Raw genomic sequence first — 14604 nt, 5'->3', positions numbered from 1 at the left:
ATCGCGTGAAGGTGTCCCTAAAATCCTTAAGAAATAGTGATATGTTTACTGATTACAACAGATATGAACATTGAATTATTACTTGAGGATTTTTGTTATTATTCCAGCTATATACGTGGAGTTTCGGATATGACAACAAAACGATATCGAGAAAAAGTTGGTGCATTTTGCAGAACTATGGAAGTAAATACTACTGATGAATTAAATGAAAAAGTAGTTCATAACTATTTCTTAATTGGTAGAGTACAAAAGAAATGGTCAGTTGCAACATACAGAACCTATTACATGACACTTAAAGTATTTTTTAATTGGTGTGTTACAAAAAAACATTTGGAGGAAAACTTTATAGAAAATCTTGAACTGCCTAAAAGAGAGAAGTCACTTCCTAAAGCTATGAAGAAAAGAGATGCTCTTTTTCTCCTTGAAGTTGTGTACAATTACCCTTATACTCATCGTTTTTTGAAATATAGAAATCATGCAATGTTTTCCATGTTTCTTTTTACAGGACTCCGAAAAAACGAATTACTGAATTTGAAATTGAATGATGTTGATCTTGAAAATCTAACGGTCTTTGTAAGGCAAGGAAAGGGTAATAAAGACCGTATTATTCCTATAAGTTACACATTAGCTCAATCTCTTAAAAAGTATCTCTTAGAACGCAAAAAACAACGTAAAACCTGTCCAGAATTTTTCGTTTCTTCAAATAGGAATAAAGGGTATTCAGAAAATGGATTAAAACTTCTCGTAAATCAATTACGAGAAGCTTCGGGACTCTATTTTACCATTCACACACTTCGACATACCTTTGCAACTCTTATGCTTGAAGGTGGTTGTGATATTTTTAGCCTTTCTAAAATGATGGGGCATAGTGACATTAAAACAACAACAATTTATCTTTCTTCGACTGCAGAACATTTACGTTCTCAAGTAGTAAAGCATCCCTTAAATATTGACTAATACAAACACGACTATCTATATTGTAAACATGACTATCGTTATACTACTAGGATGGCTTACATATATCACACCAACGTTCCCAATATCATCTTTGATATTCTTTTAAAAGATTTGGGATATGCAGAACTCAAAGTACTTCTTGTCATCATTCGTCAAACCTATGGCTGGAAAGATCAGCGAACTGGAAAATACAAGCAATGGGATTGGGTCTCGCAACAGTTTTTCATGAGAAAAACTGGTCTCTCAAATAGGGCTGTTTCGACTGCCATTTCCCAATTAGTATATAAACGATTGATTGTCGTTAAAAATGAACAGGGAAGTCTTGTATTTAAAGCCAGCGACAGAAAACAAGCACGTAAACTCTACTATACATTCAACACCAGTGAACTTAACGTCAATACATCAGTGAAGCAACTTCACACTACAATAATTAAACATACAAATATGTACCGTGAAGTATCTTCACAGGGATTAAAGAAAATACAATTCTGGAAGGATAAGAAACCATAAATACCACCAATACACAAACTGTCCACAAAAATTGACAGAACCGCGAAATTTTTTTGTAGTATTTACAAAATGGAATATCTATAATGTAATAACAAAAACGTATAAAATATTGCAAGCGTTGAATAATATTTTAACCCCAACGCTCTAAATTTTATATGAAACACGCATCACAATTACATCTACTTAAAAGCTACAGAGAACGCACGGGCGTATCACTCCAAGACATGGCAACCATGATTGGCGTTGATACTGGAAACCTCTCAAAAATTGAACACCACAAGTCAGATGCTAATATTCTTATTCTTTTCTCGTATCACATTATTTTAAAAATACCGATTGAGAAACTGTTTAAAAACCATTATCCCGAAATCATTAAAAACTCTTTGCGTAATGCACTTGCTTTGAAAGAACGATTGCTTGAAGAAATGAAAGCACCGCATATTGATAAGCGGTTGGTACTGCTTGATACTATTATTGATCGACTCGTTGAACTTGATAATAGCTATGGAAAATAGCCCTCTCATCGTCACATTGTATCCGAATGCTTTTGGTATGGGATACGTTATCAGCGAAAGTCCTAAAGAATTAATCAATTATGGTATTGCAAAAATACGACCACTTACCAAAGATAAATATGTGAAAAGACTTCATAAATTCATTAAAGAATACCGACCAACATTGATACTATTACGTGACTATACTGATTCAGATAATCGTATTAGTAAGCGGGTAATTAAAGTAATAGATGCTTTTGAAAAGGAAGCAGAAGAACTTGAATTACCAATCTTCAAATACTCACGAGAAGATATTAAAGGTGTTTTCAATCAATTCGATGGAAATACGAAATATAAAATATCCAAAACAATTACGTCTTGGTATCCAGAGTTACAATCTCGTATGCCTGATATTAGAAAGAATACACAAGCTGAACATTACCAAATGGGAATCTTTGATGCTTTTGCGTTAATGCTTACTCATCACTACTTAGAAGCTTAATCCTTCTTGTGTCAATTCAAACTGACAAAATATCATAATCAAAATTCATAGAATATTTAATGTATTGAAACTTGATACTGAATGGAAAAAAGAAAAAAAGAAGTACTTAAAACTAAAAATTAATACAAAAGTCATTTCTAAATTACAGAAATGACTTTTTAACTTTGCACTGTGATACCAAATGAACTAAGGTCTTTTATTCTTGTAACTACTTCATGTGTTTCTTGATTAATAACACGACCACAATCAAGACAGGCGTATAAGCCAGTCCAAATATCAGCCAACGGTTCAATATATTCTCCGTTTTTGTCACAGGTATCAAAGCCACTATTCATCGTGTTGTTATTGCAAATACAAATCCAATGATCTCCGTTGTTAGAAACGGTAATTTTTTCTTTTTTTGTCATTGACTGAATTATAATAAGTAATAGTAAAGAAATCAACAAGAACCGAAATAATTTATTTAGAAAAAGTTGCTGATTTTAGTGTTTATCTAAATATATTATTATTGTTTTTAATGAATTATTTATATTGCATTACGGAAAACCTCAATCAGAAATGTGTTTTTTTTACTACTTTTATAGATTGTTAATCTTATTTATAACAGTAATAAAAATATGAATATTTTATTTTCTTCTCTACATCATGTAGATAATTCCAACAATACCATCAGAGAAATCAACATTAGTGCAAATAGTACGTTAATAAATTATACAAATAGATTATTCACTGAAATTAATACTCATCCACATAAAAAAGTGTTCATCTTTAAAAGTAATATTACTGAGATAAGACAAGTTATCGAAAATATTATTACTAATAATGACATCACTAATTCTGTAAAATTAAGTGCTGATAGATTACTTGATAAAGAAATAAAAGCACAAGAACGTTTGGATAGTAGGAATATGAATGTCAAAATTTTAAAAGGAAGTCTATTTCAAACATTCATTGAGATTGATGGTAAAAAGAAAATTATCATATGCAAAGCAGATCATAATCAATATATAGATGAAAATTCTTTCTCTTTAAGAAGTGGACTGCCATGGGATAAGAAAATTTTTAAAGCAGCGTTAATACACGTAAATAATGATAATAGTATCGAAGAAGAAATTGATGTACTCGATGTAAATCATTCAAAATACTGGTACGATGACTATTTAGAATTACTTGAAAAACATGACAATAGTTATAATACTTCAAAATCGATGGATTCAATTGAGTCTAGAGCACTTAATAAAATTAAGAAAAAGCATCCAGCAGATCATTTGATTTTACGTAATAGTTTTATTGGGTATTTCAGATCAAGAAATAGTTTTGAAATAGAAGATTTTATTTCTTCTTTATTGGATGATTATTATCCTGTTGATGAAACTTTTTCAAAAGATAAATTGGTGCAAAATATTAGGTCATTACCAAAAAAAATAGATTTTGACCCTTCATTTGTAATTTCAAAACCAGATATAAAAAAACGATCAAGAAGTGTAGTTAAAATAACTGATAATATTGATTTAAGATTCAAGGATCATATTGAAAATTTTAAAGATATAATTGAATCGGATAAAACTGATAGTGGACAAATGTATATCAAAATTTTCACAGAGGAAGAAAATGTATATAATAAATTCAAACGTTAATTTTTATTGAAAAATATTACAGAAATATTGCATAGTTTATTTTTATCTAAAATTAAAAACCTCTCTGTAACAGAACGTTTTGAAAAATTGATAATTAAAGGAAGTCTCGATTCTGAAATTTCTATTTCAGAGGATCATAAAAGGCTTATAGAAAATTTTTTCCGACCATTGAATGATAGATGGGTCTTACTTTTTTTTATAAACGAAGGAGAGCCATACGCGGAAACGAATAATTGTATCTCTGATGATTTTGTCTTCAAATTATCAGATGTACGACCTTTTGAAGATGATGCACTTTCTTTTAAATTTGTTGTACAAAAAAATATATTAAATGGCGCTTGCAATGTGTATGATTTTTCAGCATTCTCTTTATGGGTCAAAAATCTTTCCCCACTAAGTTTTCTCAATTCTATTAATAAAACCCTTACATCAAATTTATTTGTAAACTTTAATATTATCGAACAACAGGAAACAAACCTGTTTACTGAAAGAGTTAGAGTCAATGATCAGGCTAAATCTCAAAAAGAATTAAATAGTAGTTGGGAGTATTTTCATTTTGATAATAGTAAAAACTATCCTTACAAAAGTGCAGATTTTAAAATTACTTCAAAAGCAGGTCATTTTGATGAACTTGAAAATAAATTAATAATTTTAAGAAATTTATTTTCATTAACTAGTATTTTAGATGTTACTTATCTTAGAGAAGACTCACTCAATTTTCAACTTCATGGACTCAAACGTCATAGTGGAGAAGTCCTTATCGATAATTTAGATGAAAAATTTTCAATCTATGCAGAGATAAACGAGTGGGTGTACGCTTCAGAAAGTAACATATCGGATAAGATAGGATTAGTAAGAAACATAATTTCAATGTATAAAAAGGAAGAGTCGCTTGCAATAGATAATTCTGCTTATGACTCAATTATTTCAGGTTACAAGATTTATTTAAAAGAAAATATTTCAAAATATATTGAGGTTCGTGGTAAATTAAATGATGAAGTGAGTAGGGTTCTCATAGAAATTAGAGAATCGCTTAATGAGTTAACAGTCAATTATCAAAAAAGTAATTTTTTGTATATTTCTTTTTTCCTATCTGTCTTTATCCTAAGAACAATGAATAAGGTGGATTTTCAAGACGTTTTCACTAAGGATGCAACGATAATGTTTTTATCTTTATTAGTTATTTCATTTATCTATTTAATATACTCGGTTATTCTAGTACTCACGAATAGAAATAGGATAAAAAATAGATATGAAAAAATGAAACTTAAAAATACCGATCTTTTAACTGAAGGAGATATATCAAAAATTCTTAATGATGATGACGAGTTTAAAAGTGAATTGAAGTATGCAAATAGAAAAATTATTGGGTTCATTATTTTATGGATTGTAACAATGGTAATTTTTTATGGAGCATTGAAATTCTTATCAGAATCCATTTAAAAAATATCATGAGTATTTTAAATACTAAACAAAGACAAAGATTAATTATAAATAAAGATATCTTAATGCCATTTAACCCAACTAAAGAACAAGAATTAATTTTCAATTTTTTCCATAAAGGAAAAGGTCACGGGATGATTGATGCCGTTGCTGGCTCTGGTAAAACTACCACCATCATTCAAGGTATAAGTTATATTGATTCTAATAAGCAAATTCTTTTTTGTGCATTTAATAAAAAAATTCAATTAGAGATTCATAAAAAAACGAATGATTATGATAATGTTATTGTAAGAACAACGTATGCTTTAGGATTAAATATTTTGAAACATAGCTATGATGTAATTGGATATAAAGCCCCTAATACTTCTAAGTACTATCACATTCTTAATAATAAATTAAAAAGGAAAAAGGATTCTTATGAATATGAGAAACCCTCAAAATTTACTTTGATTTTTGATAAAATAAGAGATCATTACTACAGACTTAAAAAGCAAGATGAGGTAGATAATTTTTATAAAATATTTTACTCTAATTACTATAAGTTAACTGATTTAATGAGGTATACTCTTTATTTTTCTCAGGGAGTAAATAAGTTTAAATTATTGATTGAGAAATATGGAATAGATATTAATTCTGATGATAAGCAAATAACAGAGTTGTATTTAGAATTTATAGAACTTGTAATTGAAGAAGGTATTAATCAAGCTACTGAAAAAGGGGTCTATGATTTTGCAGATATGATTTTTCTTCCTTGTCATCTAAAACTTAAAGCTAGGCATCACTATGATATTGTTTTTGTAGATGAATGCCAAGACTTATCTAATGCTCAGTTAAAAGTAATTACTAAACATATAAAAAAGCAAGGTAGATTATTTGCTGTTGGCGATCCCTTCCAGTCAATTTATGGTTTTGCAGGAGCTTCAGAAAAGTCCTTTAATAATATTCAACAAACATTTGAGCCATCAATGTTTAAATTAACTAATTGTTTTAGGTGTGACAAAAAGATTATTGAATTAGCAAAGGAAATTAGGACTGACATAACTACGATGAATACAAATGAGGGTAGCGTAGAAAAAATTCAGTTTAATGAAATCATAGAACACGCTAGGCAATCAGATTATGTTCTTTCTCGTTCTAATTCAGATTTATTTGATGTTGTTTTTGAATTTCTAAAAGTAAACATAAAATGCAAGATTATTGGGAAAACCGAGATTCTCAAAGAATTGAAAAATTTAGTTCCAAATAAAAAACTTTATGATGAATATTATTTTGAAAACTTAGTTGAGCATTTAGAAAATATTTTCAAAGCTGCTAAGGTCAAGCTAGGTAATAATCCTGCAAACTTTGATAAATTAGAGAATCTCAGAGACAGTATAAACATCTTGGAAACCTGTTATTTTAATTCTGATGATACGAATAATTTAGATCAATTATTCAAATTTATTGAGAAGTTAATGGATGGAAAAGATGAGGATTCAGTAATTCTTTCTTCCATCCATAAAGCGAAAGGACTAGAAGCAAATAGAGTTTTTATCCTTGAATATAATAATCTACCTCGAAAAATTGAAGGGATGTTAGATTGGCAAATTTATCAAGAAAAATGTTTGAAATATGTTGCGATAACAAGAGCAAAAAACACCCTTTTCTTGGTTGAACCACTTCCAGAAAAAAATCAAATTTTTATGAAAAATAATGAGGTAATTGATATGTGTGATTTAGATGATGATATTGATAATTTAGCTATATAATCAATTTTTTTGTGGATTTATAAGAAAATGAAATCTTAATGATAAAGAACTTTTTATATGCACGATGATGGTTGTTTTACAGGATGCGCTACAATAATAAGTTTTTTTCTATTCTTCTTTGCTCTTTGGGGTAATATAGAATCTAACATTCACAAGAAGCAGTTGTATTTATCAAAAAAGAATGAACTATATACCGTAAAAAAGATTAGTGACACAATACAAAGATTTGAAATTTCTGATGGAGAAAGATTTTATGTAAACTACATTAAGGTTTGGACTTTTACTTTAAATGATTCTCTAGAGTTCTCCTCAGATGAAAAAAAATACAATTTAGGAGATAATCTAAAAAGGTTTTATTATGTAAATCAAAAAAGGCAAAGAGTATATTCAGATTATTATAGTGCTAGTACTCAAAGCTATTCTTACAACACTTTTTGGGAATCATTATTGTTTATTCTCTATGTCTTATTTTTTATAGCGCTGACAATCATTATGTATATACTGTATTTTGATTATGTTAAGGAGAAATATGATGAAAATCTGAAAGATATACCTAAAGTGAATGTGCTTGATAAAATCTCCAATTATCTCGTATTAAACAAAATCATCATTTTAGTTTCAATAATTAGTATTTTTTTATTAATCCACTCTTTAAATTTCTATTTCAAAGACATACCTGAAACTTCATTCGATCCAGCAATTGTTATATTTATATGTTTGATAGGTACTTTTTTAATTCCAATTGTCTTTATTCAGATATTAAGAAACAAAGAGAAACCTAATTACCGGAATTCTCTTAACGTCATTAGAATTTCTTTAATAATCTCTAGTGCTTTATCATTGCTTCTTACCCTTGTAGAATTGACGAAAGTAGGCTCTTTTAAAGAAACGACAATGTTAAAAACCTTATCAGAAACTTTGAATATCTTAAAGGATCTATTTAGCTAGGTAATGTGATTCTAGATTAGGTTTTATACCTTCAATTCACTCAATGGAAAGTATCATAGCTCGCATTTACCAGTGTTTGTGCAGTTTTTAATTCCAAGTATTTAAGTGGAGAGGATTAATACACCTTTATAAGTACAACAAAACCTAGAATTTAGTATTTTATCACTTCTATAAGCCTCTTATCCTCTAAAAATATACTCTTGTCATTTCTCCCTTGTTGACCAAGCACACCTCAGTATTTTCGATGTAATATTAATCTTAAAATCCAATAACATGGACATTATTTATTACATTATTTTTTACTCGTGGTATCTCCTGTATGGAGTCATTATCTTCATTATCCTAAAGTATATTTTCAGTAAGGCTCTGAAAGATCATCACTCTAATTGGAATACCCTTATCGATGGATTTCAGTATTCTCCAACTGAATTTTATGAACGATTAACAGTTGAACTCAAATCTCATGGTATTACCAACATCACGATGAGAAAGAAAAGTTTAAAAGAAGGAGGTATGCTTTCATTTTCACGCTTGTATTTACGAGTAACATGGAAAGATTATCAATACGATATTTGTGGAGCAAAGTTTGGAAATGGCTTCTTTATTTCGTGGTGGCTGTTGTACAAAAACTCTTTTGGAAAACTTGTAGTCTCTAAAATTCCATTTGCTGGTGCATGGTTAGCTGAAAAACTCTATCCTGTTACGTATTACCGCATCGATACTGCTTCTATGTTTATGTCATACGCACAATCATCCGTATTGAAAGTTCTTGATGATATTACGAAAGATAAAGGAGTACGAAGCTTAAATGAAGCTGAACGTAAACCACTACTTAATAATGTGTTTACACGTTAAGAAATGAATCTAAGTCTAAGTGAACAAAGAACACTAGATTTCTATCAATGGGAGTATCGATATCGTGGTTATTACCACTTCGAAGCTCCTGTTGACATAGAGATACCGTACATTCCTTTTGGGTATACTCAGAATGTTGCTCCTGTAATTGATGATGGACGAGTACCATCGTTATTCAAACGTATCGGAAAGTTTTTTGAATCAGAGCAGAAAGAAGTAGCGGAAGTTGCAGAACCTGATACACTGGCACGCCTGATAGAAGCAGAAGCAATTCCTAACATAATAGGATTTGTACTTTCATTTCCTAAAGGTAATGAAGTGCATCCTTTGAAAAACATTGAGTTTCTTAGCATGCTGTCGTCAACGGCATATCCAATGTCTTTTGAGATACACGGTACCGTAGATACAATCAACATTCAAATAGTATGTAGCACCTTCGATAGTGAACGATTAGAATCACAAATTAGAGCCTATTTTCCGAATATCATTACAAAAAAGATAGATATTGAATCGTTTGGTTTTGATACGCTCTGCGATATTGCTATTGCAGATTTTGGATTGAATGATGAATTTATGCGACCAATAGCGCAAGCCGATTCATATAGTATCGATCCATTAACTTCAATTATTGCAACACTTGATTCATTAAGGGCAGATGATGTTGCAGTTGTTCAGATACTCTTTAAAGGTATTACATCTCCACTCGCAAAAGATATTCCATATTCGGTAAGTGATGGAAGTGGTGGTTCATTCTTCGCTGACGCTCCCGAAATGCTTACGTGCGCAAAGATGAAAACGTCCTATCCGTTATTTTCAGTTGTTATGCGTATTGCTACCCAAGGAAGAAGTAATGAAAGAAGTCAGTATCTAGCGCAAGAACTCGCGCGTAGCATCAGTAACGTTTCTCGTTCAGAATTTAATATGTTGATTCCGTTATCTAATGAGGGATATAACTATGATTTTCATGTATTTAATTTACATGAGCGATTAAGTAATCGCCTGGGATTTATTCTCAACGCTAAAGAACTCAGCACCTTTATCCATTACCCAAACAAAAGTGTTGTATCGGCAAAGCTTGGTCATGGTAATAACAAAACAAAGTTGTTACCAAAAGAAGTCATTCAGCAGAAGTATGTACTTGGTATCAATGAGCATAATGGAGAACAAGAATACGTCAGTATTAATGATGATATTTTTAGTAAGCATATCGTTGCTGGTGGTGCTACAGGTACAGGGAAAAGCCACTTGTTGAAGCAACTCATACGTCAAGATATAGCATTCAAAAATTCTGCCTTTGTACTTGATCCACATGGTGATCTTGTACACGATATTTTAGAATTAATACCCGAAGATAAGCAGGATGATGTTGTGTATATCAATCTTGCTGACCAAGACTATTCTTTTGGCTTTAATATTTTTTCAACAGAAACGGATGCAGAGAAAACGGTTCTAGCATCTGATTTAGCAACTGCATTTGCTGACACATGGATTAGTTCGGGAGATAGAATCCAATCCGTATTACAAAAAACTATTTCAACCTTTATCTATTCTGAAAAAGAAGCATCCATACTCGACATGAAACGCTTCTTATTAGAGCAAAATTTTAGGGCTGAATTTTTGCAGTCGCTTGATGATCAAATACTTTTGTACTATTGGAATAACGAATTTCCATTAGTAAGAAGAAACGATTTATCGCCATTATTGTTACGTATTGATATCTTTATGCAAACACGTTTGTTACGGAACATCTTTTGCCAAACCAGAGGTATTAACTTTAGAGAATTAGTTGAAGAGCGGAAACTTGTACTGATTCAGTTATCAGTTGGCTTAATTGGTTTACAGAACTCAATATTTTTAGCACACCTTATCATTTCAAAAATTAATCAAATTGCGTTCTCTCGTCAGAGTTTTGCTCAACATGAAAGATTTCCCATACACCTCTATATTGATGAAAGTCACAATTATGCAAATACGCCTGTGATTGAACAAATTTTAAGTGGTGCTAGGAAGTATAATTTAAGTCTTGTGCTGACGCTTCAACATTTGGAGCAAGTTCCAAACAATCTGTTAAACTCAATTTTAAGTAATACCGCTACGCAAATCTTCTTTAGGCAGAGTGATAAGGATAGTAAAAAGATTGCACCAAGCTTTTCATTTTTTGAAGCAGAAGACTTTATGGAACTTGATAGAGGAGAAGCTATTGTGCGGGTGCATAAGCGGAGCAATGATTTTAATATGCGTACCTTAGGCATACAAACAGTTCAATCCAATCCATCGGTACTATCACACATTATTCAGTATTCACGAGAAAAATATTCAAAGAGTAAAGAACATATAAAAGAACTTCTTGCGACGCTTCTACCGCAGCAAAAAACATCTATTAAAAAAGAAGTTGTGGTTAAAGAAGAAGTTGTTACAAAGCCAGCAGTTATTAAGGAGGTTAAACCTAAAGTAGAACCCAAAGAAAAAGAATCTTTTGATACCGAAGCGTATATCAAAAAAGAAGAAGAACAGGAGGTTCTGCGTAAGCATCGTTCTCTTCAAGAATATATCAAGACCATGGCGCAACAGCGAGGATTTGTTGCACGTATTGAAGAAGAAATAAAGAATGTTGGTAGAGTAGATGTGGGACTAACACAAAATGATATTCGCATTGCTGTTGAGGTATCAGTTACCAATTCTATTAATTACGAAGTTAAAAATATTGAAAAATGCCTGTCTGCTGATTATGATTTAGTATTCCTTGTTTCTGAAAGTGAGATGCATAGAAATAACATACAAAAGCGAGCAAAGAAAGCTATTACAGCAAAATCATTTAGAAAGACTTTTTATATGCATCCTAATGAATTGAGTACACATTTAGATGCTCTTACTGAAAAAGAAAAAAAGTCCACTACCAAAGTAAAAGGATGGCGCGTTAATGTTAACTATCATCCAAATGATTCATCTAAACAGAAAAAAGATTCTATTAGGAATAAAGTCATAAATGCCATAAAAAAGAAGAAATAAATTAGATAAAATTTTCATAAAAAAACAATATTTTTGTAATTTTTATGTAAATTAACATTTTAATTTAATTTCAAATGAGCAAATCTCCATCATATTTTCTTTTTGAGGCAAGAGTTGGTAAAGAAAATACTCCACTATTTGAAAATCAAATTGATTTAGCAAAATCAATAATGTCTCTCAAAGATCATCAATATAAAAGTAAAAGAGAATCGACGGTTAGAAGTTCTTTAAGTCAAATTTTTACAGGGGAAAGAAACGTAAGTAAAAATTTAAGAAAAGCTATTGAAGATGCTATTCTGTCAAGATATGATAATTTGAGCCATGTAGAAAGTTTTAAAAAAGACTTATTTGATTCATTTAAGTACCAATCAGAATCGAGGCTAATAGAAAAGAGGCTTGATATTGGAGATAAAGATTTTTTTGATTTAAGAAATGAAACAGAAAAAGCTTCAGAAATTATTATCGTCACGCTTGAACCAGCCGAGCTGCATCACTCTATTTATGCAGATGAGTTAAAAAATCAACTTCTTTATAAACTTGGAGTAATTAAACCAACTCCTGAATATAGTAATCTAGTAGAAGCAAACTATAAATTTTTCTTACCAAACTCTAAAAATAGTTTAATTGCTATTAAATTTTGGAAAAGCCTTAGAAACAGGTTAAATGAAGAATATTCTATGAATATTCAATTAGCAGATAAAACTCTCACCGAAATAAATAATCTAGGAAAGTTAAAAGTCTATACAATTGATGAAGAATTGTGTTGTTTTCCAGTAATTGCATTACAATATAATTCTATAAAAATTACAAGTTTTTGTGTTTCTTATGTTAGAAATGACCCAAGTGTTGCAAGATATTCTGATGACGTCACTCAGTTATGGAAAGATACTCATCTTAAGAAATTATTAACTTTCTCTGAACAGGGATTAAATGAAATAAAATTTACTGATATAATATAAAAATTATGAAAACAGCACCTAAAGGATATAGATATTTTCACGGCGTAGCAATGTTATTTATAGCTATGCTTTTAATCGGTAATACTCTGGCAGTCAAAATTATAACCTTTTGGGGGTTTTCTCTTCCTGCGGGTATAATTTGTTTCCCAATTGCTTATATAATCAATGATGCATTAACAGAAGTTTATGGATATGAAAAAACACGCTCAGTTATATGGTGGGGTTTCTTATCATTAGCTTTAATGTCATTTTTCTACTATATAGCAACAATTTTAACTCCAGCTGTTTTTTGGCAAGATCAGGAAAGTTTTTCTAAAATTTTTGGTTTTGCACCTAGAATAGCATTTGCAAGTTTTATCGCTTTTCTAGTTGGATCATTTTTGAATTCATACGTAATGTCTATTATGAAGTTGAAAATGAAAGGAAAAAAACTTTGGATGAGAACTATTGGATCAACAATTATTGGAGAAGGAGCTGATAGTATTATTTTTAACATTATTGCTTTTGCTGGTATATTTGCTTTCAATGATTTAATTACTATTATTGTATCAGGATTTATATTAAAAACATTGTATGAGGTTATAGCAACTCCTTTAACTTACCTCTTTGTAAGTTGGTTAAAGAAGAAAGAAGAGGAAGATAAATATGATGTTGAAGTTAATTATAATCCTTTTAAGGTTAAATAAAATGTATGATTGAAACAAATATGAAAATAGATTTTCCAATGACTCGTGAACATTATGTATCTAGTTGGAAAATTTTTAGAGCCATAAGTGACGAAAATGTTATAACAGCTAAACATATAATAGGTTTAAATTCTTGGAATAAAAATATATCTCGAATTTTAGACCTAGGTTGTGGAGATGGCTTAATTACCAGAGAATTAGTATTAAGAAGCGAGCAGAGTTTTGAAACAATAAAGTTAGTTGATCCAGATACTTTGATGATTAACGAAGCTGTAGATTCTATCAAAAACACTAACAAAGTTAAAAATATAGAGAGAATTAATAGCCCATTCGAGGAAGCATTTAATATAGTTTCAATAGATGTAGATATAATTTTAGCAATTCATTTAGTTTACCTAATTGAAAAAGAATCTTTTTATAATCTTATAAATAATCTTCCTAATAATGTAACTCTAATAATAGTATTAGATTCAGAAGATTCTATATTCACTAAATTATGGAAACGTACTGCACGAAAATACCATGATCGATCATTATTTGTTAGAGATTATATCGATAACTTAGACAAAAAAGACTTCGTAATTAATAAAACTTTCATTAATTCAAATTTTGTTAATCCTTATGAAAGGACAGATATAGAAAAAGAATCTTTACTTTCTTTACTATCATATTCTAATTACAATAAATTTAATGAAGATGACAAAAAATTTGTTTCGACTTTAGTCAAAGAAAATTTAATAAATAATTATTTGAATTGTAAGTCAGTTTGTTATGAAGTAACAAAGGTAGATTAGTTACCAATCATTATTTTTATTTAGATCAAATAATAATTTTGTAAACTAAAATGTTAATCAAC

Annotated in this window: 14 protein-coding genes; 13 read left to right on the top strand and 1 reads right to left on the bottom strand. The window is 30.0% G+C overall.

What is annotated here, in order from left to right:
* Nucleotides 1–63 precede the first annotated feature (63 nt).
* From ACQ654_RS02815 to ACQ654_RS02800, 4 genes are all read left to right on the top strand, one after another.
* Nucleotides 64–957 (top strand): tyrosine-type recombinase/integrase, encoded by an 894-nt coding sequence (locus tag ACQ654_RS02815; RefSeq protein ID WP_430408795.1) that lies wholly within the window; start codon nt 64–66, stop codon nt 955–957.
* Nucleotides 958–1008: 51 nt separating this feature from the next.
* On the top strand, nt 1009–1467 hold the full coding sequence (locus tag ACQ654_RS02810; RefSeq protein ID WP_430408794.1) for a replication protein: 459 nt from the start codon (nt 1009–1011) through the stop codon (nt 1465–1467).
* Nucleotides 1468–1622: 155 nt separating this feature from the next.
* Complete coding sequence (locus tag ACQ654_RS02805) at nt 1623–1982, top strand: helix-turn-helix domain-containing protein (protein ID WP_430408793.1); 360 nt, start codon at nt 1623–1625, stop codon at nt 1980–1982.
* Complete coding sequence (locus ACQ654_RS02800) at nt 1972–2463, top strand: hypothetical protein (RefSeq protein ID WP_430408792.1); 492 nt, start codon at nt 1972–1974, stop codon at nt 2461–2463. The genes ACQ654_RS02805 and ACQ654_RS02800 overlap by 11 nt, the downstream gene beginning before the upstream one ends.
* Nucleotides 2464–2621: 158 nt before the next feature.
* Here the strand turns inward: ACQ654_RS02800 and ACQ654_RS02795 are convergent, their stop codons facing one another.
* The gene (locus ACQ654_RS02795) at nt 2622–2870 is read right to left on the bottom strand and encodes a hypothetical protein (protein ID WP_430408791.1); all 249 of its coding nucleotides are present in this window, start codon (nt 2868–2870) and stop codon (nt 2622–2624) included.
* Between the two features lie 210 nt (nt 2871–3080).
* On the opposite strand from ACQ654_RS02795, the gene ACQ654_RS02790 reads away from it, so the two are divergent.
* The 9 genes from ACQ654_RS02790 (at nt 3081) to ACQ654_RS02750 (ending at nt 14542) form a co-directional block, all read left to right on the top strand.
* Nucleotides 3081–4100, top strand: a complete 1020-nt coding sequence (locus tag ACQ654_RS02790) for a hypothetical protein (RefSeq protein WP_430408790.1) — start codon at nt 3081–3083, stop codon at nt 4098–4100.
* 6 nt (nt 4101–4106) lie between these two features.
* A complete protein-coding gene (locus ACQ654_RS02785) occupies nt 4107–5543 on the top strand; it encodes a hypothetical protein (RefSeq protein ID WP_430408789.1) in 1437 nt (478 codons plus the stop codon).
* An 8-nt stretch (nt 5544–5551) separates the two neighbouring features.
* Nucleotides 5552–7291 carry a UvrD-helicase domain-containing protein gene (locus ACQ654_RS02780; RefSeq protein ID WP_430408788.1) on the top strand — a complete coding sequence of 580 codons (1740 nt, stop codon included), beginning with the start codon at nt 5552–5554 and terminating at the stop codon, nt 7289–7291.
* 57 nt (nt 7292–7348) lie between these two features.
* Nucleotides 7349–8239, top strand: a complete 891-nt coding sequence (locus ACQ654_RS02775; protein WP_430408787.1) for a hypothetical protein — start codon at nt 7349–7351, stop codon at nt 8237–8239.
* Between the two features lie 273 nt (nt 8240–8512).
* Complete coding sequence (locus ACQ654_RS02770; RefSeq protein ID WP_430408786.1) at nt 8513–9094, top strand: hypothetical protein; 582 nt, start codon at nt 8513–8515, stop codon at nt 9092–9094.
* 3 nt (nt 9095–9097) lie between these two features.
* Nucleotides 9098–12103 (top strand): type IV secretory system conjugative DNA transfer family protein, encoded by a 3006-nt coding sequence (locus tag ACQ654_RS02765; protein WP_430408785.1) that lies wholly within the window; start codon nt 9098–9100, stop codon nt 12101–12103.
* A gap of 74 nt (nt 12104–12177) precedes the next feature.
* Nucleotides 12178–13062 (top strand): hypothetical protein, encoded by an 885-nt coding sequence (locus ACQ654_RS02760; protein ID WP_430408784.1) that lies wholly within the window; start codon nt 12178–12180, stop codon nt 13060–13062.
* A 5-nt stretch (nt 13063–13067) separates the two neighbouring features.
* Entirely contained in the window at nt 13068–13748 is a 681-nt protein-coding gene (locus ACQ654_RS02755; protein ID WP_430408783.1) for a queuosine precursor transporter, read from the top strand.
* Between the two features lie 5 nt (nt 13749–13753).
* Nucleotides 13754–14542 (top strand): hypothetical protein, encoded by a 789-nt coding sequence (locus tag ACQ654_RS02750; protein WP_430408782.1) that lies wholly within the window; start codon nt 13754–13756, stop codon nt 14540–14542.
* Nucleotides 14543–14604: the final 62 nt, after the last annotated feature.

The organism is Kordia sp. (assembly GCF_965283645.1).
Taxonomy (GTDB): domain Bacteria; phylum Bacteroidota; class Bacteroidia; order Flavobacteriales; family Flavobacteriaceae; genus Kordia.
The sequence above is the reverse complement of the archived record's forward strand: the minus strand, read 5'-3'. Positions and strand labels throughout refer to the sequence as shown.

Excerpts from the sequence above, each read along its gene's own strand:
- ACQ654_RS02780 (WP_430408788.1), top strand. The coding sequence starts at position 5,552 with ATGAGTATTTTAAATACTAAACAAAGACAAAGATTAATTATAAATAAA.
- ACQ654_RS02750 (WP_430408782.1), top strand. The coding sequence starts at position 13,754 with ATGATTGAAACAAATATGAAAATAGATTTTCCAATGACTCGTGAACAT.
- ACQ654_RS02755 (WP_430408783.1), top strand. The coding sequence starts at position 13,068 with ATGAAAACAGCACCTAAAGGATATAGATATTTTCACGGCGTAGCAATG.
- ACQ654_RS02775 (WP_430408787.1), top strand. The coding sequence starts at position 7,349 with ATGCACGATGATGGTTGTTTTACAGGATGCGCTACAATAATAAGTTTT.
- ACQ654_RS02770 (WP_430408786.1), top strand. The coding sequence starts at position 8,513 with ATGGACATTATTTATTACATTATTTTTTACTCGTGGTATCTCCTGTAT.
- ACQ654_RS02760 (WP_430408784.1), top strand. The coding sequence starts at position 12,178 with ATGAGCAAATCTCCATCATATTTTCTTTTTGAGGCAAGAGTTGGTAAA.
- ACQ654_RS02800 (WP_430408792.1), top strand. The coding sequence starts at position 1,972 with ATGGAAAATAGCCCTCTCATCGTCACATTGTATCCGAATGCTTTTGGT.
- ACQ654_RS02765 (WP_430408785.1), top strand. The coding sequence starts at position 9,098 with ATGAATCTAAGTCTAAGTGAACAAAGAACACTAGATTTCTATCAATGG.
- ACQ654_RS02805 (WP_430408793.1), top strand. The coding sequence starts at position 1,623 with ATGAAACACGCATCACAATTACATCTACTTAAAAGCTACAGAGAACGC.
- ACQ654_RS02790 (WP_430408790.1), top strand. The coding sequence starts at position 3,081 with ATGAATATTTTATTTTCTTCTCTACATCATGTAGATAATTCCAACAAT.
- ACQ654_RS02810 (WP_430408794.1), top strand. The coding sequence starts at position 1,009 with ATGGCTTACATATATCACACCAACGTTCCCAATATCATCTTTGATATT.
- ACQ654_RS02795 (WP_430408791.1), bottom strand. The coding sequence starts at position 2,870 with ATGACAAAAAAAGAAAAAATTACCGTTTCTAACAACGGAGATCATTGG.
- ACQ654_RS02815 (WP_430408795.1), top strand. The coding sequence starts at position 64 with ATGAACATTGAATTATTACTTGAGGATTTTTGTTATTATTCCAGCTAT.